The 24,047-nt window shown below is 59.6% G+C and carries 1 protein-coding gene (running past one end of the window); it reads right to left on the bottom strand.

What is annotated here, in order from left to right:
- On the bottom strand, nt 1-24,047 hold part of the coding region annotated (locus NITLEN_RS06185) for a putative Ig domain-containing protein (RefSeq protein WP_121988739.1) (this coding region is incomplete at both ends). 6,000 nt of the annotated region lie to the left of the window's left edge; 24,047 of 30,047 annotated nt are visible.

Below are 24,047 nucleotides of genomic sequence, written 5' to 3'. Positions count from 1 at the left end.
GATTCGTCAGCTGCGCAAAGATCTTCTGCACATCGAAGACTCGGACGGCGTTCTGTGCGCTGAAGGCCGCATAGAGCGTCTTGCCGTCCGGTGAAATGCTCAGGCCATCCGGCATGCTGAGGAATTCTCCGGCGGTCGCCGCGATGAGCGTCGGTGTGCCGAAGGGATCTTCAATCACCCCGATATTGCCGCCGACGGTTCCTCCCAGGACGAGTCCCGCCGTTTGTTGCTGCTCAAGGCTTTGCCGCTCGATGATGTAGGGGTCGCGCGAGGGCACATCTTGCTGAATCCGATTCCACCCGGTGATGAAGGCATAGTCTTTGGTCTGTCCCGGCAAGGTGCCGGCCGGCAAGAAGGCGATGGCCGAGGCATCGTTCACATCGAAGTTATCGAGCCGCGACCCCAACTGAAGGGACGCATAGGTGATGGCCAAGCTGGTGTGCGCGTCATTCGTCGCGTGCACGACCCCGAAGCCATTGGCATCGGCGCGCCGATTGGTAAAGGTGACGACGCGGGGGTCCGTGTCCGAGGCTTTGACGAAATAGGGCTCTTGAGACACGGTTTTCTCCGCGATGGCCGTCCACAGCGTCTGTTCATGGGCCTCAGTATCAATGTCGATGACGACGATCCTGCCATCGGGATAGGACTGAGTGCTGAACTGCGCCGCCCCACCTTTCACCGGTGCCGCGGCATAGAGCCGGCGGCCGTCAGCGGTGATATCCATGCCGCGCAGCCCTTCGGGTGCCGCGGCGACGACGATCTGCTTGACGACCGTGTGGAACGTCTGACTCGTGGGATTGATGTCGATGACATAGATCAGACCGACATTGATGTCCGACACATAGAGGTAGTGGCCGTCTTTGTCGGCCACCGCCCAATACGGGCGTGCTCCGGGGATGGTGATGAGGGGATCCATCCCGGACGTTGCCGGATTGACGTCGATGGCTTGGAGCGTCTGCACGTCGATGACGGCCACCCCCTGCCCGGTCGTGACATAGGCGCGCGTCAAATCCGGTGTCACCGCCACAGACCGAGTCGGGCCTTGCAAGACCGGGTCGCCGACAGCAATGCGCGTGATCACCTGATTCCGCCGCTGGCCGGTGAGCGGATCTTTCGAGATATCGACCGCAGCCACGCTACGATCGATATTATTCGCCGCGAAGAGGATGTGGACATCCGCCTGCACCGTGGTCGTGTCGCTCGTGCGATCTTCGATGGCCCAGACATTGGGTGACGTGCTCTTGAGCACCGGTGTCTTCCGCGTGACGGAGACATCGGCCAGGCCAAGAATGACTCCGTTCGGCACTTTCACCCGCACGGTATTGCCGCTGCTGGTGAGCGGGTCCGGGGTGGCGGTGAGACGGATGGTCTTGGGAATGGCTTGTCCGTCGGCGATGAATTGCCCCAATTGTTCCTGGCTGAACTGCAACTCAGGCCGGATCGGCATGTCAAAATTCACGACGAGATCGAGAAGCGACGTCCCGACGTTGGGCGCCGACGGATCGGTGACATCGTACGTCAGACGGCTCCCGGTGAGGATGAGCTCGGCCTCGCCATTGGCGATGGCCACCTGTGCGGTCTGGATCACCGGGACACCGGATGGGTCGACCGCAGGATCCACGAACGAGTTGATCACCGCTTGGTTGAACGTGGTGATCACCCCAGGCTGCGGGGCGATCGTCGTGATGGTCACGTTCGCCTTGCCTGACGGCGCGTATTCGAAGATGTCCAGCTCAATCGATGGGCCGAACGGCAGATAGAATTGAACCGGAGAGTTCACGTCACGGGCAATTGGTGCGCCGGAGGTCCGAGCCACAACCGTGAGGTGACTCCCTTGGTTCGGGAAAAAGGTATTGATCTCGCCATCGACTCGGCCGACGCTGCCGGCCGGCGCGGCGGCAATCATCCAGGTCCCGCTCTTCAGGACGCCTGGGAAGGGCGGCGACGCCGTGCGGGCGACGCCATCGGCGCCGAAGATGCCGGTTTCTTCTTGCATCCAGACACCAAAGGTGCCGCCGGTGGTATCCGGCAATGTCGTATAGCGGAAGAACACGATGTCTGAATTCGGCGCCAGGGACGAGCCGGTGATCGGGATGGCCAGCTGCGCAGGGGTCGCCAGACGCCCATCGCCTATGTGCAGATCGAAGCTGGAGACGTATTGGAACGGTCCCGGCATCGCGAGCGGCAATGAGGCTTGGAGGACCGGTGTCATAGACACCAACGTGCTTGCAGCCAGGGCATCCGGCGCAATCGCCACTTGATAGCCACTCGTATCCTTGACGATCCCGCCCTCTGTACCGATCAACGTCGGTCCACTGTTAGGCACCTGGACCTTGACTGGAATTAACGATTCCGCCGGGCCATTGATGACCGTGACGATGGCATCGCCTGCTTGATTGGCGGTGATCAGCCCATCCGTTGAGACGGTCACGACGTTGGAATTCGACACGAAGTACCGCGTGCCGGTGGAGCCGTTGGTCAGCTGAATGGTATCGGCCAAGTCGGCGATGATCTGCCTCTGACCGCCGAAGGAGGTTGGCGTGTGCGCCGCGAGTGACACCGCACCGGGAAACACCTCCAGCCCGAGCGCATAGAGGAACTGCTGAGTTTGATCGGTCGGGATGCCGACGCTGAACGCCGTGGCGGCTTGGATCGTGACGCCGCCGGGGCCATGGGCCGTGGACGCCGTGATGACGCCGGTGCTGCCGTCGAGGATCCCGGTCAGGACGCCGCCGGTGGATATGCGGGCGCCGGTGGGATTGGTCGATTGAAACTGGAGATAGGACGCCGGCAAGGCCACACCCTGCTCGTCGGTGAAATCACCGATGAGTTCCAACTTAGTCGTATGTCTGGCGTCGACCCGAGGTTGACGGACTTGGAAGTCGAGTTTCACGAGGGGCGCATCGCTCACGTTGACGGTCACCGTGGCCACTGGCGAGGTGCTGTATCCATCGTCGGCCACAATGGAGAAACCGGCCGTACCGGAGTAGCCGGTGGCCGGCATGAAGCTGACGGATGCGCCGTCGCTCGCGATGCGCGCCGTGCCGTTCGTCGCGCCGACGATGCGATAGGTAGTCGGATCATTCTCCGGATCGCTGATGAAGGGCACCATGGACTTGAGCACTTCTAAATCGATGTGGGTCTTGACCGGCGTGATCGGATGGACGACCGGCGCCTGGTTCGGGATGTACCCGAGATCTTGCCGATAGAAGTGGATATCGGTCGAGTCGATGACGCCGTCGCGATTGGCATCGGCGTTGGCATTGTAGGTGGCGCCACCGGCCACCGATCCGAGCGCGGCTTCGATCAGCGTGGCATCGAGTGCGTCAACTGTGGTATCGCGGTTCGCATCGCCGGCGATGAAGAGCCTGACCGAATAGGCGCCTGAGGTGGTGCCATTCGCCCCGGCGATCTGTATGAGCTGCATCCCTTCTCGTTCCACTCGGAACAGCGCGAAGGCCTGGTTCCCTGTGACCTGGCTCGCCACCGGTGTGAGACCGGCGATGGTCGGTATACCCGGCAACATGGCACTCCCGGCGTCGGCGTCCACGATGACGCCGACGTAGACGTCGCCGCTGGCGCTTGACGCGATTTCAGAGGGCCGCACGCTGAAGACCAGGCGATCGGTCGCACCCGCTGTGAGTGTGCTGCTATACGGATTCGCGAGATAGTTGAGCGCGGCGCCAAGATCGGCCTTGATGGTGCTGGCTTGCGGCGTAGACCCCGCATAGCTGACGACCTGACCGGGCTGCCCCGTTTCGGTCACAAGCATGAGGCGATGCTGTGCATCGTAGCCATAGCGGGAGGTGTCGCCGGTGCTGAGGTCGCGCGCCGAGACGAGGTTCCCTTGTCGATCGTAGCTATACACGAGACGGTGGCCGTCGGGGCCGGTGATGGACGAGAGAATTGGTGAATGGTCGGAAGCCGCCCAGGTGAATTGCACAGACTCCCCGTTGAGCGCCGTGACCCCGCTGTCGCTGAGGATGAATTTCTTGCCGTCGGTGAACTGTTGCTCAGTGATGCCGTTGGCTGCATGAATCTTGTAGATGGTGCCATCCTGCGCCGTCAGCGTGAACTGCGCTTCCGTCAGGACTGGATTGGTCGGGTTATAGGCTTCGCCGGTTTTGAAATCGAAGAAATGATCGCCGGCTTTGGTCAGCTTGGCGTCGAGCGCTGAAAGCTGATAGCCGCTCGCGGGATTATCGGCGACGAACGCGGGTGTGTAGAAGGTGACGCCGTTCACGGTCTGCTGTATTGGCGCAAAGGTATACCCGACCCTCGTTCCATCAGCTGGTGAACTCCCCCCAGCCCCCGCGGGCGGGAGCGTGAGATAGAGCCTGGTGCCCGAGCGGAAGGCCTCAACGACGCCGAACTCTTCACGGCCGGTCGGCGGTACATCGGTCTCAAAATTGACGTCTCTATTGGCGAGTCTCCATCCATTGCCGAATGACGAGTGCCCGTTGACGGTTGATGCTTCCAATGTGTCGTATTGCCGGATGATGTCGAAGGCATGGCCGTCGAGGGTAACGGAGAGGTCTGTTTCCGTTCTGGTGAATTGCTGGGTCTTGACCGTGCTGCGGACTTCGACGATGGCTTCGGTGACGGCTCGCCGTCCAGCCACATCTTCCGCCGTGAGCTTGAGGCGATAGAAGCCGTTGGACAACCCGGCAGGATCTATGGAGGTCAGGGCGCCGCTTGGAGCCAAGGTCGTCGTACCGGTCGCTACCGGCGCAAAGGTATCGGATCCGGCATGGGCTATTTCGAGCGTCCAGTGATCCAGATCGGGATCGAGAATCGTGGCGCGAATCGCGCTGGTCGCCGCAATGATTCCACCGTTGACCGATCCGTCGAAGGCGATGATCGGCGCCGTGGTGTCGTCGGGGTTGCGGACTTTCAGAATCTGTTCGACGGTGCCGATCTGGCCGTCTTCGTCAGTCGCGGTGGCGCGAATGATCATCTGGCCTGGACCACCCGCGGTAATAACGGCACGGCCCAGATTATCGAACGCGACCGGTTGGCCATTGACCGTGATCGTGGTGCTCGTGATCGGCGCGAAGCCCTGCGCCAGCACGTCGGCCAAGATCTTTTGGCCTGGCACCACCGGGAAGCTCGGCGTGAGTTCGATCTGCACGTGCGGCTGTTGCAGTTCAGTCCCGGCTCGGATGGTGAAGGGATCGACGGCGGTGGTCAGCCCGTCGGAGACGGTGACCAGCATCAGATAATCGCCGGCTTGGCCGGCGCCGGGCGTCCAGCGGAATTCACCGGTATTCGCATTCAATGTCGCGCCTTCAGGCAAGCCCGTCGCTGAGTAGGTCAGCGTCGCGCCGAGATCGGGATCGGTCCCGGCAAGGCTATAGACCGCTGGCCGGCCCAATAAGACTTGATGGTTACCGAGATTGATGACCGGTGGGCGGTTGACGTTGTCGATCCGCACCGTCACGGTCGTCGTCCCCGTCGCTCCGTTCGGATCGCTCGCTTGGATGGTGAAGGTATAGGTCCCGGCCTGGTTGAAATTCGGCTTCCACTCGAACTCGCCCGTCTTTCCGTCGAAATGCGCACCTTCCGGCAAGGGCGTCAATGTGGAGAGCGTGATGGCATCGTTATCGATATCCGCTGCGGCAATCGTAAACTTGAGAATCGCGTCTTCCCGTCCGGACTGCGGGATCATTGGAATGACTGAGGGCGGCCGGTTCGTATTGCCCACCGTGATGCCGATGGTTTCCGTCTGGCTCTTGTTGCCGTCACTCACCGTGAACGTGATGTTGCTGAATATGCCGGATTGGAAGAAGTTCGGGGTCCAGCGCAATAGGCCGGTTGCCGGATCGAGCGTGGCGCCGCTGGGCAGATTGGTGGCGCTGTAGGTCAGCCCGTCGCCGTCGGCATCCGTGGCCAGCAGTTGGAGTTCAAATGGCTGTCCTTCTGTGGCCGTGCGATTGCCGACGGGCTGCAACACAGGCGATTGGTTGGCTATGCGCACCTTGATGGTGATCGTCTGTTCTGAAAACGCCGGAGCCCCGGCGCCGTTGTTGCCGTTGTCGGTCGCGCGGATCGTCACGGTGTAGACGCCCAACTGTTCGGAGGTTGGCGTCCAGGCAATGATGGCTGTGCCGTATGACAATCCAGGGGTCATGGTCATGCCAGCAGGTAGCGACGTTGCAGAGAACGTCAGCGGGTCTTGATCGAGATCGGCGGCCTTGACGGTGAACTGCAACGACTGCCCCACGATCGCCACCTTATCGCCGATGTATTGGAGCGCCGGCGGCTCGCTGGGTGAGTTAGCTTGGACGACGAAGGTTTCGACCGCCTTGAGGATCGTGGCGGCCCCTCCTCCATCGCCGTTGTCCATCGCGAACAGATTGAGCGTGTAGTTGCCGCGATCGCCGAAGCCTGGCGTGAAAGTAAACAGCCCGCTCCCGTTCCCGTTGTCCTGGAACGTGATAAAGCGCGGCAACGCCTGGGGCACGTCCCCGACGATGTCGCCGGTCGCCACCAGCTGCAGCAGATTGCCGTCGGCATCGGTCGCGTGGACCGGCAGCGTAAGCACTTGGCCGCGATTCACCACTTGATTCGCAATATCCGGCAACACCGGCGGCCGATTGGCATTGAGGACTGTGATCGGGACGATGACCGAGGCCGTCTTATCGACGCCGGTGCCGTCACCATTGTCCGTCGCGGTGAAGGTGACGCTGTAGGTACCGGCCTGCGTGAACGCCGGCTTCCATTGGAACTGTGCCGAGATCGGATCGAATGTGGCGCCGGCCGGAAGACCGCTGACCTGGTAGGACACGGTCGGATCGGTTTCGAGCAACGGGGTGAGCGTGTTATCGAACAATCTGTCCTGTGGAATGAACGCAGGATTATCCGGATCGAACGCGAAGGCGCGGAAGAACAGCGACTGGTTCTCAAGAATTTCGAGCCCGCCGATCTGATTGAACTGCGGAGCGGCGTTCACATTGAGGACTGTCAACACCGCTGTTTGCGTCGTGACGTTCACGCCGTCCGTGACGCTGAACGGAATCTCATAGATGCCGGCTTGCGTGTAGCCCGGCGTCCATTCGAACGCGCCGGTAGCCGGATCGATGGTCGCGCCCCCCGGCGCAAAATTGCTGAAATAGCGGAGGCCGTCGTTCTCCGGGTCGGTGGCCAATAATTGGATACGGATCGGTTCCCCTTCACGAATGGTCCGGTCCGCCGGCTTGGCCAGCACGGGGGCGTCGTTGACCGGCGCCACAAGAATAGTGACGCTCTTGCTGACGGTGTGCGGGCCATCGGTGACGCCCAGCACGACGTCCTTGTACGTGCCGGCGGACTGCGAGCCCGCCTTCCAACTGATGACGCCACGGGCCGCGTCGAAACTCGCGCCAGGCGGCAGGTTATCCGCGTAGAACACCAGCGGATCGGCGTCGGGGTCGGCGGCCACAAGCCCCAGTTCGAACAGGTCGCCTTCCTTGATGCGATATTCTTTGGACAACGGCAGCACCACTGGCGCAGCGTTCACACCGGTGACGACGATCGAGAAGCCCTGTGAGGCATACGCTCCGCGTGTATCGTAGACTTGCAACACGACGGACGCATTCTCCGGACTCGACACGGTCGGGGTCCAACTCACGAGGCCTGTTGCGCTGACCGTCATGCCTGCGGGCGAAGACGCCAGGAAATAGGTGAGGCCGATACCGTCAGGGTCGTTGGCCGTCACTTGATAGTTGTAGACCGTTCCGGTTGTCGCGGTCGTGACCGGCACCGACGCGATGACCGGCGATTGATTGGGCGGCGCCACGGCATACACGCCATGACCGAAATCCGCCCGTTGGGCGAATGGATTGTTGATCGTGACGGTTTGGGCTGTGCTGGATTGCCCTGGATGGAGGATGCCGCCACCGACCGTCGCGCTCAGGTCGATAAGCCACATCCCTCCCGCGAACGTCCCGCCGATGGGCGCGCCTTGAAAATATTGCGACGGATCGAGAACCAGTCTCAGGGGAACGAGGAGATCGAGAGGAGTCGTGTTCGTCACCTTCACATCGTAGGAAAGGGTCCCGGCGCCTCGATCGGATCGGACGTTGAGCAATTCCAGGTTGAGCTTGTTGCTGAAATCCGACACCGTCGAGAAGTGCGCCGTGAAGGGCTGGGGCAAGGCTAGGCCAGCCTGGCTCTTGAGGGTGGTCTTGGCTTGCACGGTAAAGTTATCGACTTGCAGCGCATCCACTTCGAGCCGCGCCGTTCTCGTCGCCGCATCGTATTGGACCGATGCGATGGCGATCGGGCCCGTCAATTGGCCGGTGATCTGGTAGTTGGCCGGATTGAGCACGGAGTTCGCACTGGCATCGGCCAGCATGTCTTGGTCGAAACGGATAGTGATCGCGCCGATGGGCAATGGCGCAAACCCCTGATTGATCGGCGTCGTGGACATCACGACGGGCGGCAATACGGCGTTCAAGACATCGATCTGATCGGCTTGGGCGATGAACAGCCTTCCATCGGCGGTCGCAGCCAGCGATTCTGCGCGCGGTCCGCCGCGCGCAATGACGACGGTTTGGAGCGACACAATGTCGACCATGACCAGCTCGCTGGGCTTCCCTTCAGGGCCGGAGTTGCTGGAGACAAACAACAAATTCTGGAGAGGCGTCCCGGCTTGGCCGAACGCGATCGAATCGACCTGGCTGTCCAGACGGACCATGGCCGTGGCTTTACCGTTGTTCGCAAACTTGACGACGTCGCCGCGCTTGGGCCACGACGTGCCCCACAGCTCTCCCGTCGAGGAGAAGGCGAGGTCGTCGACGCGATAATTGGTGAAGTGGCTGAAACGAAGCGTGACCGGGTCGAAGATCTCGATGCCGTCGCCGGAGGAGACGTAGATTTTTCCGGTTGTCGGATGCACGGCAATCGCTTGCGTGATCCCATCGCCGAACCGGTGGAGGATTTCGCCGGTTGCCGGATTCAGTTCGAGCAGCGCTCCGCCTCCGGATGAAGCCCAGAGTCTTCCCTGCCTGTCCATCGCCAGATCGTAGATGGGTTGATCGAGGGTGATCAGCGGCGTGATGGCGTAGCCGCCGGCCGACGAAAATTTGAAGAGCTCGCCGCGATTGAGGCCGCCGCTCGCCAACACCGATCCATCCGCCAACGGCAGGATCGCCAATGGCCCGATGCCGCCATGGCTCTGCTGAAAGCCCGTTGCAAACGACTGCGCGGTGAACGGATTGACGACCGGCGTGAAATCTGAGGGGTTCGTGGCCGGTCTTGCTCCAGGAATCTGCTGCTGCGCTTGCACAAACAGCGGATTGACCGAGGGCAACGGCGCAGGAGGCGGCGGCAGATCGGTCGGAGTCGTTTCACCGGAGGGGATCGATCCGAGGTTGGTCGTCGTGCCGTCGTTAGGGCCGCTCAGTCCGAGCGGCGGCCGTTCCTGATTGCCCGCATTGTCCGTTGAGACCGCAAAGAATTCGTAGGTGTGGCCAGCACGTCCCTGGTAGGTACCGGTCGTGTCGGTCGTGCGTTGCTTCCAGATCAGGAACGCGCCGCCGTCTTCCGCGACGTACACGGTCGTATGACGAACACCCGAGCCCCCCGCGTCGTCGGTGGCTGTCCACTGGATGCCATAGTCGTTGCTGTTGCCGAGTTTGGTCGCGGTGAGCGCCGTGACCGGAGCCCGGCCATCGACCTTCTGGGTCACGACCGCCGCATCGGCCGGAGGCGCGGTATTGAAGAGCACACGCGCGCGGGCCGCGATGTCAGTGCCGGTCGTCAATCCCTCGCTCGGCATCACGCTGTAGCTGACCGAGCCAAGCCCGGCTCCTTGCGCGTTGTTCTGCGCCAAAAGTCCTTTGGTCGTATCTTGGATGACTTCACCGGTTTCCGGATCGATCGCCTGTAGTAGCCAGGTGGCCGTCTGGGCTTCGACATCGACACCGGCGCTCACGCGTAAGATGTATCCCTTGCTTTGGACAAAATTGAAGTCGCCCTGGAAGGTCGCGCGATCGGAGGGAATATGGATCTGAATGTCCCCCAGCTTGATATCGCCGAGGCGGACCGAACGCACATCAAGATCGGAATCGAGTTGCGAAACAATGCGGATCTCTCCCGGCCTCGTCGGCGACGCCGCGGTATTCTCAAACCGAATCTGATAGGGCAACTGTTGATCGACCGGGAGGAACTGATCCACCCCGAAGCCTTGCGGTCCAACGATCGACGCCAATTGGCCACCCGCTGCCGCTGCCGCGTAGAACTGCGAGAAATCGACCGGTGAGATCGTGCTCGACGACGCCGTCGAGGCGAAATCCGGCAATGCCACCGTCCCCGCCGCCCCACGCTGGTTAAATGGAACCCAGGGCACAAACACGTCGAATGCTTCGAAATGCGTCTGATGCGACAGCCCCAAATCGACATCTGAGAAATCCGGCACCGACGTAATGGGAATCAGGGCGGTCCCGTGCAGGCATCCCGGCGGGGCCTCTCTCTCTTCGATGGGCCAGGGTGAGAATTCTTCGCGATCGCCGTACCAGCTGTGAATCTTGTCGAAGAATTGCAACAGGCTCGTGCCGGTTTGGAATTGATCGCCGGCCGGCCCAACTAACACACCCGTGGCAAAGACCCCGAGCAAACTGACGATCTTCGGATGCTCACGCACCGGCGGAATCGCATCGACGGGACGCAAGACGCCGCCCTCTTCGAGGGCCGCAAGATAGGCGGCGGTCCACGTGTCGCCATCGGCCGCCAACGTTTGAAGCTGTGCGTTCGCCGTCGTATCCGCGAGAATCTTGTCGCGCAACCGCAAGGCTTCCGCGGTTTGTTGCGCAATGAACTCGTCGCGCGTCAGCGCGGTCGCCGAGGCAAAAATATTGAACCGGAACGGGATGGCATACTCGCGGCACGCCAATGGGTCGGCAACCTTCGTATAAATATCAAACAATCCAGGGAATATTTCATCGAGCCCTTCGGGGCCATTGTCGAGTACTCCGCTTGTGCGCAACGACGGATCGATATTATAGATTTTTTCTTTCAACGCCTCCCACGATCGATCCACAAACTCCTTCAATCCTGCGTACGTCGTGACATTGAAGGTCAACCCGGTAAATCCACCGGCTGCCAGATCGAAGGTATAGCCGGTCGAGGCGTTGTAGCCGGTCAACGGTCCGGCCGCGTTGATGTCCGACTCCAGGCTGGCCCAGGGCACGTCCCCGCGCACGCCATCGGGCTGCCCGCGCAGGTTATTGAAGGTCTGCAGGAACGGAAGATTATAAATGACATTGTTCCGGCCCATTTCGGCCACACCGAACTGGAAATTCACATAGGGCGCATCGAGGTTCGCCAAGCTTTGGAGCGCGATCCCGTACGTGCCCGTGTCGCCTGCGGCAATTACACGAGGCCCTCCGATGCCGATCGTGACATCCGGCTCAATGAACCGCTCGATCAAATACCGGTAGGGCAGAATGGCCGTCGCACCATCCGGATTGATGACTTTGACGTCATAAAGACCGTGCGGCGCGTCGGTAAAATCGAAGGTCGCGATGATCTTCGTGCTGTTCACGACTTTGATGTTCACCGGCGCGAACTCCGCAATATCCGGACGCACCAGCTTCACCACGGCATTGGGCGAGAACTTGGCTCCGTTGATCGTGAAGGTGACGAACTTGCTGTCGCCGCCCTGATCCTTGGTCACATCGGTAATGCCGAACGGCAGCGTATCGGCCAGCAGCGTGACCGCCGTGTTGGCCGACGGCTCCGATTGCCCATGAACAAGCACATAGTAGTCGCCAGGCTGAGTCGCCGGAACAATGGCCGCCGTATTCCCTTGCAGTTGTGTGTTAGGGCCCGCATCGAAGACAAACGGCGTCGGCGCCTGATTGAACCGCAGATAGACTTCGTTCGCTGCGCCAGTGGCTGAAGTGCCGACGCGTACTCGCAGTGTTTCGCCTTCAAGCACGGTGACCTTATAGAGTCGATCCTGGCCGGTGCTGAGCGTGGTGTTCAGCCGCACGCCCAACTGAAGCGAATCGACGGCCACCGTGACAACGTCCGGCGAGAAGCGGCGGTTGTTGATTTCGTTGACGCCTTCGAAGACTTGGTTGCGAATGTCGGTTCGGACAATGATCCGGTACTGACCGGCCGCGATCGGGGGCATAATCGCATCGAGCGTCAGCGAGTACTCACCGTTTTGATTCAGCGTTCCGGAGAACGACTTCTGCCCGAGCAGGCGATCGTTGATATCCCACGTGTCGTCCGTCGAGAGATAGACCGAATCTGACCAGGTACCGGTTGCGACATTCGGTCCATTGTTCTTCACGGTCCAACCGACCTGGATCGGATCTCCGACCTTGACGGTCCCACCGGCAGTGATCGACTGCACCTCAAGATCGGCCGGAGGCGGCTGTTCGATCAACAACGGCTGGGTACTGGCGCGGTCGTTGTTCTGCTCGGCGTTCCCTTCGAACACGGAGCCGACGCCACTGGCATTACGCGGATCGGTGATCACCAACACATAGTAGGAACCGGAGAGATCGATCGGAGCCTGGAACGACTGTGTGATCCCATAGCTTTGTCCGGCGGCAAGCCCGCCCGTATGACCGACCGAACCCAAATAGCGATCCGCTTGCGCGTCGAAGAACGTGTCGCGCGAGAGATAGATCAGATCGCTCCACGCGTTTTGGGATGCCGGGGTGCCGAGCCCGCCTTGATTGGAGACCTGATAGCTCACGGTGAACGTTTGACCGGTCGTGACCCGTTCGGGAATTGTGACCTGCATCACCTGCAGATCGGGCGGTGTGGTCAGCGTGATCGTGAACTGCTGCGCACGCAGATTATTGCCTTCGCCGCGAAACTCCGGAACCAGATCCGGACTATAGCGTGTTTCTGCGTCCGGAAAGACCAATAAATAGAAGGTACCGGCCACGCCGATGGGCAGATTCACGGTCTTGCTCGCCGTATAGGACGCGCCCTGCGCCAAACTTCCCGTGTGATCGAGAAATCCAAGCACGCTGTCCGAAGAGTCTAAGGATGAATCGAGCGAGAGAAAGATTTGATCTCTCCAGGAGCTCTCCCGTGTAGCCCGATTCCCCTGATTCGCCGTCGTCCACGAGACCGTCAGCGGCTGGCCTGAGAAGGCCGGCGAGGGTACCGTCACACTCGTGGCCAGAAGATCCGGCTCCTTATAGATGACCGGCAATGCGGCGGAGGCAATATTGTTCGCCTGGCGCCCCGCTTCGTACACAGACCCTCCATAGCGGGCCAGCGTCTCCCCGTTCGATCCGGCCGGTGTCTCCAGCTGAACTCCAACGCTGTTTGAATCGGCAACGACATAGATAAAGTAGGGGCCTTCGATGCCGGCGGGAAGCCTGAAGTCGAGTGACCCGGTATAACTTCCGCCGGCGGCAAGCGGCTGGGCATTACTGTGAGTAAATGACCCAACATTAAGTGCGCGAGAGGAGAAGGCCGGTTCAGCGGAAAAAAAGACCTGGTCCGTCCAGTATTGCGTGCCAGACCAAACCGGTACGGCGCCGACGTTCTCCACCGTCCATTGCACATGGACGTTCTCACCCGAGTCGGCCGTCGCCGGCACAACCACGGAGCTGACTTGCAGGTCCGGAGCCGCAATAATTGAGACTGTCGGCGCAAAGGCCGTGTTATTACTCAAATTCGTATCCGACAGACTGACAGTTTGGACAATGACGTAGGTTCCCGTGGTTGGCGGGGACAGTTGGAATGTTTGCTCGAAGGTGGCCGACTCCCCGGCAGCCAGTCCGGTCGAATGGATGATGCTCCCAAGACTCCACTGTGTTCCGCCGGAAAGGATCGGAACAGTGGAAAGAAAGATGGCGTCGGTCCAACCAGGAGGTACGACTCCAGGCCCTTCGTTCTTGACCGTCCAACGAACGGTAAACGGCTTGGTCGCCTCCGCTGCGGGACTGAGCGGCGTGACGTTCGTGATCGTCAGATCCGGTAACGGAAACGCCGGCGGCGGCGAACTACCGATGACGATGACCGGACGCGCTTTATAATTATTGTTATCGATCTGATTCGGATCGTCCGGATTCTTGTTGATGTCCAGCGTATCTTCCAAGACGACGTCGTAGGTATCGCTCCAGGGCGTGATGTAATAGGTATTGATCCCCGTTTTGAGTTTGGTCGCATCGGGGATTGTCACCGTCACAACCTGCTCATAGAAATCGCCGACCGGAATTGCGCCTTGGTGGGTGACCGTTCCCAGGAGAAAGTCGCCCTTGCCGGCAAACGGTCTGGTCCGATCGGTCGTGAGCCAGATGGTGTCGGTCCAAGCGGTTTTGTCGGTGACGCCCGATCCACGATTTTCTACCCGATAGCGCACCTCAATCTGGGTGCCAGGCAGCACCTGATCGGGGGCTATCACGCTGCCTGTGAACAAGTCGGCCTGCGGCAAGGGCTGCACGAACAGCGGTTTCGCGAAGACGTTGTTCCCATCATTCGGAAACTCGTCGACCTGAGTGCCGTGGTCGGTCGACACCAGCAAAAAAACATCGCCGCGGAAACGGATCGGCACCTGTACCGATGGCGTTGTCCGCGAATAGGACTGGCCGGGATCGAGCGCCGATACGTTATCGAAGGAGCCGATGAAGATATCGTCCGGCGTCACCTTGTTATCGAGTGAGAGATACACATTATCTTTCCACAACGGCGGGGTTGCAGCCGTACCTTGGTTGGTGATGGTATATTCCACGGAGACTGCGGACCCGGCCGGCACCTGTGCCGGAGACAGAACATTGGACACTTGCAGGTCAGGCCGCGGTCTCAACTGAACCGTGAGAATATCCGGATCAAGGATCGTGTTGTTGGATTCCCCTGTACCTGCCCCCACGTTACGCTCGAAAATCGTGTCGTCTAGGTCCGTCACGACCTCAATCTGGTACTGACCCTGAATATGGACCGGCAACGTAAATTGCTCGGTTCTTGTATAGGATTGGCCGGCGATCAGACCCCGGTCATAGGTGAAGGTCCCCACGGTAATCGTACCGGCGGTATCGTTGAGTTTTCTCAACACCACCTTGTCGCTCCATACCCTCGTCGCGTCGGCGGTTCCCTGGTTGGTTACCGTCCAGGTAATATCGACCTTGCTCTCTTCGAATGCATTGGTGACAGACTGAATATTGGATACCGTCAAATCGGGCGTGAAACTCAGCGCCACAGTCGTCGGTGTCGCCGACACGCCCTTGTTGTTGCTATTAAAGAGAAACTCAAACAGGCCGCTGTTCTCCGCCGTTCGCACGACGGCATAGACCGGCCCACTGAGCGTGTTCGGCAAAATGAGATCCACTGACCTGGTATAGCTCCCTCCAGCCTGCAACTCACCGACGTGGTCGAGGAGACCGTAGTCCTGCACCATCGTATTGCCTTGGGGATCGCTCGACAAATAGACATGATCGGACCAGGAGTTGATGTTCGTCATGCCGATGCCATGGTTCGAAACCGTCCAGCTGACTCGCAGCGGTGCGCCGCTTTGTCCCGTGACCGGCACGGAAATGTTGTCGACTTGGAGATCGGCATACAGCACGGGTAAAGCATCAAGAACGTTGGCCGCCTCCGCCGCATTATTGGCTTCCTTGGCATTCTCGAACACGGTGCCGGTACTGTCGGTCTTGACGAAGATGTGATAACGGCCCTGGAAATTGAAGGGCAGATAAAACGTCTGCGCCTGGATGTAACTGCTGCCGAGCGCGAGCAACCCCGTGTGGTTATAGGTTGCCAACTCTGTGTCGTCACTGTTACCGATGATGGTATCGGTCGAGGCGATAATCGCATCGGTCCACGTGGCCGTCGTCCCGGTACCCGTTCCCGTCGGTGTATTCCGCACACTCCAGCCGACGGTCACGATGGCTGGATTCCCCACCACTTGGCTGTTGACCGTTACGTTGTAGGCTTCGAGATCTGCGTAGGGTGAAAGGGTCACCGTGATCGGTGATACCGCAACATTGTTGCCCTCCGCATTTCCGGCGGTCGTCTCGGTGACTTGCAATGCCGCATCCGTCTTCATCAATAAAAAGAATGGCCCGGATCGATCGACCGGAATCAGCACGTCGAAATGTCCCGTGTACGTCCCGCCTGCGGCCAGCGGTCCTGTATGGATGAGTTCTCCCCGAATAAGATCGTTGCTATCGACCGTGTCGTCAGTAGACAAATAGATACGATCAATCCAGCTTCCTTGCGCGGGACCGGATCCGTTGTTGGTGACGCTCCAATCGACCCCGATGGTCGTGCCGGAGGCTGCACTATTTGGCGCGCTCAATATGGCAATCTGCAAATCAGGATGCGTGACTTGCACCGGAATCGATTGACCCAAGTTATTGGCCTCGCCCCCGTTAGGGCCCTCATACAATTGGCCTGTGGCATCAGTGACAATCACAAACCGATAGGTGCCATCGGCCACTGATGAGAGAATTGTGACCATGGCGGAAGCGTTGTAACTTCCACCAGTGGCAACGGAGTTTGTGATGAGCGTGGAGTTGAGGTACGTCGCTCCGGTCAATGTGCCGTCTCTAGACAGGTAGACGTGGTCAAATCGCTGGGCCGTGGCTGGGCCGGTTCCATTGTTTGCCACGGTCCAGGAGATCGTGGCAGTCTGCCCCGATTGCACACTGGTCGGACCCGTCACCGAGGTGACTTGGAAATCGGGATAGGGTTTAAGGCTCACCGCCGTCGGTGTGAGTGTACGGCCGACATTGTTGCTTTCCGAGTTCGATTCGACTACCTGACTAGCAATGCCGGTTTGCACAAACACGTAGTAGTTGCTGGCAATCCCTTGCGGGAGGGTGATCGCCGCTTGATTCGTGTAGGACTCATCGATGGCCAACGCGCCGGTATGCATGACGTTCCATTGTGTGGTATCGCCTACATCCAAGATCGCGTCGGTGGAAAGAGTGATTCGATCAGTCCAGCTGCTGCTGGCCGTCGACAATGAACCTTGGTTGCGGACGCGCCAACTGATCTGAATCGAATCGCCGCTCTGGGCTATGGCCGGAGCAGAGACTGCTTCAACCGCCAGATCACTGAATTGCAGCGTCACGTTCGTCGGCTGGGCGGAGATGGCGGCGTTATTTCCCTCGTTCGGATACTCATTCACATTGCCGCCACTGTCGGCAGACACCACGGCCCAGCGGTTGCCGCTGAGATTACGATCAAGGGTAACGGTGTGGCTGCGCTGCACGGATTGCCCAGCGCTAAGCGTTCCAGTGAATGGCACATCGGCGATGAAGGTATCGCTTCCGACCGTAGCATCTCCTGAAAACGAGAGTCGGTCCGAGAACGTCCCTGTGAAATTCGCTGATCCGTTGTTCGTGAGCGTCCAGGTCACGGTGATCGGCTGTCCGGACAAGGCTTGTGCCGGCAGTTGAATATTGCTGACCTGGAAATCCGGCGCGACCATGGTGATAACCTGATCGTCGATAGCCCTGTTGTTGTTTTCCAAGCTGTGTTCATAGATCTGACCGGTAGCATCCGTCTGCACGACAAGCCGCTGCGTGCCGCTCACATCGGTTAGCATCGGGAGATTCTGCGTTCGGACGACCGATTGTCCGGCCGCAATGGTGCCGGTGAACGAGAAGGAGGCGACGAATCGATCACCTCCGATGGCGTTATCCGAAGACAGAAAGACGTAATCTGTCCAGGTTCCAGTGGCGTCGGCACCCCCGCTATTTGTGACCGTCCATGAGATGGGGACCAGTTCGCCGGGTCGTGCTGTGGCGGGGCCGGAGATATTGGTTACCACTAAGTCGGGCAACGGAGGCACCGTCAGAGTCAATGGCGCGCTGGCTGTCGTGTTGTCGGTTTCGTTCGTTTCGAGTTGCGAGGTCCCTGTATCTGTTTGGACGAGAATGTAGTAGGTACCCGCGGCAAGCGACGTGGTCAGCGGCAGAGTCACTGTGGCGGTCTTTGTGTAGGTTCCCAAGGCATTCAGCGGGCCTGATAGGCCTGATGGAATCGGGAGGGTGAGCGGCGTATCCGTGCCCGCTTCTAACGTCTGATTTGCCGACAGCCAAATCTGATCGCTCCAGGCTTCCCGAGCAGGGTCGGCTCCGGCGTTTTCGACTGTCCAGGTTACTGTGACTGGTTGTCCAAACTGTGCGGCAGTCACCGGATTGGTGGAGACCGATTGCACGCGGAGATTCGGCGCTTGCAAGGCAATGGTCGCGGTATAGGCATCGGCGCTGCCCGCTTCACCATTTGCTCCGTTGTTGTTCTGGTCCATCAGATTACCGACGCTGTCGGTAATGTTTGGTCCAATCGTGACGATATAGGCGCCCGCAGTGGTTTGACTTGCGAAGTTCAGAGTAAAGGTCGTTCCGGACCCTGTAATGGACGTGACGGGAATGATCCCCCCAGGGCCGGTGAGGAGTACGTCTGCCGCCGTGAAGCTGGCGGCATTGACTGGCTCACTGAATGTGACAGTCAGTGCATTCCATGGAGACGACGCCTGCACGGCCGGTGTCTGCGCGATGATGCGCGGACCGACATGATCGACGACGAAGGTGCTGGTGAACAACGCATTCGACGCACCTTGCAGATCTGTCACGGCCCCTTGAGCCAGGGTCATCGTATAGGTTGTGTCGACAGTGGGCACATTCGGAATCGAGACCATAAAGCGGACGGTTTTGCCGTCGAGAACTTGAAGCCCCGTAACCGTTCCTCCCCCGCTGATGTGCAGATCGCTTGCGCTGATGGAGTCGATCCGCAGGCCTTCGGAGAAGGTCAGATCAATCGTGGTCGGCGGCGCAGTCAGACGAGCGCCGTTGACCGGCGTCGTGGCGACGATCGTCGGGACAGCATTCTGCGAGATGACGGCTGTACCCGTGGCCGCCAAGGTGTACTCGCCAGTTCCGGATACTGCGGAGATAACGACCCGATAGGTTCCGGCGCTGTCCGTCGGAACGTGATAGACAATCTGCGCATTCCGTCCGTCGGGAGCCCCATTTTGGTTGGAGGCGACCAGCAGACCTGCCGAGTTGAATAGTTCCAGCTTCGGCACGAGGGTATTGTTCGGTTCTCCGGTGTCGCCGCCCGGCGTGGTCGTCGTAATTTGAAGTTGGCCAGTCGTGGCCTGAATGAGATAGTGATCTACCTGGTCTTTGGCTCCCGCCCAGGCCACAGCCTGCTCCAGGAGGCGATCGGCTGAACCCGAACGCAGGTCCGACGTGTTGTACCCGGCATATCCCCCATAGATCGGTCCAAGATAGACTGATCGACCAGACCCCGGCATTCCGACAACGACGGTTGGTTGACCTGACACGGTTCCAAGAACAGAAGCACCGGAATCGACGAGTGGGGCCGACGTGGGATATTCAGTCGGATTGGAAACCACAAAACTCGATACTCCGCTGGTGACCGGATGGGCGGTCGTATTCGGTGACACCGTCCCATTACTAATGTAGCTGTACCCTCCCCGCGTATTTACAGGAACGATCTCATCGATATCAGTGACCGCAGGCGGTGTGGCGCTTCCCGCTCCAAAAACGGTGAATCCCGTCGCAACCACCCCACCACCGCTTTCGACCCAACTCCGCAACGCCGGCGCAAAGATCGCGAACTGATTTTGATTCAGCCAGTTCTCTCCAATGACTACCGCATCATAGGCCTGCAACTCGGCCAGGGTATCAACCTGTGACGCAGTGACGAGAGTCGCGGTGAAGTCAAAGAAGGAATCGTTGTTAAGTTGATTGACCAGCGCCGTGAACCCCGCGTTATCGCCGCCCGAGGTCCCGACAACGGCGACACGCACATTGCCCTCCGCCGTGAGCGCAGGAGTATGTGTCATTGATGTTCTGGACGCGATGGCGCCCAGCACTTGCCCCGTTGCGCTGATGTCCTGTGCTGTGGCTGCAGATCCGTCAGGTTCGCGCTCAAACTCAGCTTGACGAGTCACGGCAATATCGTAGCGCTGTACGGCTGTCCCGGTCACTCGCAGAAAGTACGTCCCCGTCGCGGGAGCCATGAACGCTCTGATTGCTTGACTGACATTGCCTGCATCGTTGAGCCCGGACGCCAACACAGAACCAGCCGCATCGAGGAGGTCAAGAGTGATCGCACCCGCAGGGCTGCCTAACTCTGTCAGCACAACGGTGGCCGTTTGCCCCGACATCAGACCAAACTTGTAAACATCCGGCGTCCCCACTTCGGTGTAACTAACAATCCCTAATCGATCAGCTGCTCCTTGCAACGAAACAACTCCACTGTCGAGGTTCACAGCCGCAGCGAGCGTATTGTCGGAGGCTCCGCCAAAGTCTTCTGGATTCGTGGTTGAGTTCAGTGCAGCCTGCAAGCGATAGCTGCCCGCACCCGCTGCCGCTGTGACGCGAACGCTATAGGTTCCCGCCAATGCGGTGGGGACATCCGTTGCAAAGGCTAATTGGCCTGCGCTGGACGCAACAGCCGTCGCAACAAGCGCGCCGTTCGGATCGAGTACTTCAATCTGGGTCAGCAGTGATGGATCAACATTGGACACGACGACGGATACCTTCTGGCCGGCATCGAGTATCACCGTAAAGCTATCGGCATCACCGGCGGCATGGAACCTTCCTTGATAGACTGGGGCCAGCGAGTACATCAGCGACCCCTCCGGAGCGACTGGAACAAGCGCCCCAGGCAACATCCTTGTTCCCGTATCGACCCCAAAGCTCCTGACCCAGTTGCCGCCCGCCGTCCCGTTGGCATCCCCATCGAGGAGATTGCCGCGCAGATCGCGGAAGCCGGTAGCGGAGGACAGGAGCGTGAGTGCGTACGAGCTATCCGGCACATTGCTGTACGTCAGCGTGAGGGTGTTCGTGACGGAACTGTAATTGAATGTCGCGGGAGCAATCGTCGTATTCGTGAGTGTGTCGCGGAGCGTGACGTCGCCCGCATCTAATCCTGTCACCGCCAACGGTTCCGTGAACTGAATCGTGACGGTCACATTGCCATTCGCGTCCGGAGCCACGGTCGAGCCTTCGATCAGATTGGCGTTGAAGACACGCGGAGCGGTGGCATCCAAGTCAAAGGTTGATGCAAGCGTCGTCTGCAACGATCTATTGGTCAGACTGGTGAAGGCACCGGCTGGAATGGTGACCGTGTAGACACCATCTCCGGCTTGAGCCGACGAAATTGTGAACTCGACGGTGTCCTGGTCGATAATCGTGACGCTATCGGCCGACACCGGTGTGCTAACACCGGGCTTCTGAATCTGGAGATCGCTTGCTTGAATCGAGCTGAGCAGGACTGGCTCTGAGAGATCGACGCGAAATGTCGCCGGGTAGGTCACACGAAGGTCGCCGTTCGGCACACTCTGCGATGCAACCGTGAACGGCACCGGCGCGCCGGTAGCTCCCGTCACATTCAATGTGTACTCACCGACGCCGGACTCGGCGCTCACGACAACCCGATACACCCCCGTCGTCAAGATGGAGAAGTTGGCAATGCGTGCGTTACGGCCATCACCGGCGCTGCTCAAGTCGCTCGCCAGTATGGTGGTCCCGCTCTGAGTGAATAGTTCAATTTTTGGATTGAGCGTATTGAGCGATCCGCCCGGCGTGCTTGTGGTGATGGTCAGTACATCGCCGGCGTTGGCACGCACGAGATAGTGATCTTGACTGTCGATCACCCCATCGGCCTCCGTCCCATACCCAAGCGCCCCCAGCACCTGACCCGCGGGACTGATATCTTGCGCGGTAGTGGCGGTGGCGTTAGATTCACGGTCGAACTCGGCTGACTTTGTGACCACGAGCGTATACGCCCGATTAGCTTCACCGCTGACGCGGACATAGTAGGTACCCGCCACTGGCGCGACAACGTTGCGGATGGCCTGATTCTCACCGTTCGCCGTCTCCCTGATCCCGGACGCCAACAACACGTGATTGCTATCCACCAGTTCCAACGATACCGCTGCATTCGGATCGATAGTCGCGAATTCCAGCGTTGCAACTTGCCCGGCAGCGAGATCAAACCGGTAGTAGTCCGGTTGTCCGGCTTCGGTCTTCCCCGTCACGGCCAGACGATTTGCCATGCCCTGCAACGCAATGGCCGACGAGGTCAGATCCTGTGCAGTGCCAACCGTATTGTTCGTCGCACCAGCGAATGGCTCAGCCTCAAGCGCCGCGTTGAGCGTGGCTACCAACTGATACGTACCTGCACCGGCTAAACGAGCGAGCTTGATTTTGTACGTGCCGGTTGTTGTCGTCGGAATCGTCTGCAAGAGCACCGTGTCATTCGGACTAGCAGCCTGCGCCGCCCCTAATGACGTGACACCATCAGGGCCCAGCACTTCCACACCACCACGAACCGACGCATCGAGCGGCGTGAACCGCAGTGAAACCGTTTGGCCCGCATCGACAGTCAGGTTATAGATATCGACATCATCCGCAGCGTGGAATCGGCCTGAGACCGGAGTAGATTCTCGCACGAACGAGCCCAGTGGCTTGGCATTCTGGAACGTGCCATCGAAGGCGCGCGTTCCAGTATCGACCGTGAAGTTGACGAAATAGTCGCCGCCTTCACGCCCATCACCGTCTCCATCGAGCCGGCCCCCTGAGTTGCCACGGAACGCCGTATCGGAGGACATCAGCCTGATCTCATAGTCGCTTTCCGTCACGTTCGCATAGGTGACGGTCAGGCGATTTGTCACCGTATCGAAATTGAATGTCGTCGGTGTATAGGTGCTGTTCGTGATCTTATCGCGCAAGATCACATCTTCCGGTCCGAGATTCGTCGTGGCCATCGCTTCGCTGAACGTGGCCTGATACGTCAACAGGCCCGGTGATACGATCGCGCCTTCGGCCGGCAAGCTGGACGTGACGGTCGGACCGGGGAAGTTGCCGTCTTCCACGGCGGTCAGCGTCATGCCGGTCGGTGTAATATTCTTTAGAAATCGCAGGCCGGGACGGAAGTTCAAGCCGTTGACGTTGGGGAAATCACCCGTGAGCGAACCGAACACAAGAATCTGGAACACATCGCCGATGACTGGGACATACCCATCCGTGAGTTGGATGTTCAGCGTGCCATTCAGCGAGGCATTCCCCGAGACCGCAAGTTTTCCGACATTCGTTACGGCGCTCAGCCCATTGACTTGAACCGTGAGCACGCCGGTGGCCGCTTGTGTATACGTTCCGCCGGTCACGGTGAAGATGCTCCCGGCACCAAGTGACAGCGCACCATTGTTGATATAGTTGCCGGTTCGGGTAAAGTCACGTCCGCCTTGGAGAGAGAGGCTGCCAGTGGCCGCATTGGTCGCAAAGTTTGCCAGCGCGTTGACACTCGACTCATTAACGATCGGATTCGTTGCCGTGCCACTCAGGATAATATTCGCCGCATTTGTGGCGATATTGGCGCCGGTGAATTGGAGCACGCCGGTTCCGGAAATCTGATACGTGCCGCCCGTGAGGGTGGTACCGGAGAAATTTTGAAGACTATTATTCAGCAGGCTGAGCGTGCCGCCCTGCACCTCCACCAGTCCGCTGTTATCGAAGACAATGGTGCTGCCATTGTTCTGGATGCTGACCGTGCTCGTCCCTAGCTTGCGGAACGTCCCCTGGTTCGTGAACCGATTGATTGCCCCCACAGCCCCCGATGCATACAGGTTCCCTGTAGTTGCCACGAACAGGTTGGCATTCACAATCTGGCCATTGGTCAAAAAGATGTTCGCCGGCGAGGTCACCGTTCCCTGATTCTCCAGCACCCGACTCAGTGTCACACTGCCCGTAATATCCAACGAGCCCGTCGAGGCAATGAGCGTCCGGCCTGGCCCACTCAGCGTTCCGCCACTCCACGTCGAAGCCCCCGTCAACGTCAGATCCCCCGTGCCAGTGAGAGTGCCACCACTCAGCGTCGATTGTGTCAGGGTGAGGGCAGTATTGATCGTGGTGATGCCGGCGCTGATGGTCAACGTCGAGGTATCCAGTACCGGGCCAAAGCTCGTCGTCCCCGCACTGCTCACCGCCCCCACCTGAACCACGCCCGCAAAGCTCGCCGTCCCAGCAGCCACCTGCACCGTACCGAGCCCCGTCACATCGCTCGTACCCTGAAAGCTATGGGTCCCACCCAATTTTAACGTCGTGCCCGCCGCT

The sequence above is a fragment of the Nitrospira lenta genome, from assembly GCF_900403705.1.
Classification (GTDB): Bacteria; Nitrospirota; Nitrospiria; order Nitrospirales; family Nitrospiraceae; genus Nitrospira_D; species Nitrospira_D lenta.
Note: the sequence above shows the minus strand (reverse complement) of the source record. Positions and strands in the feature narration are given on the sequence as shown.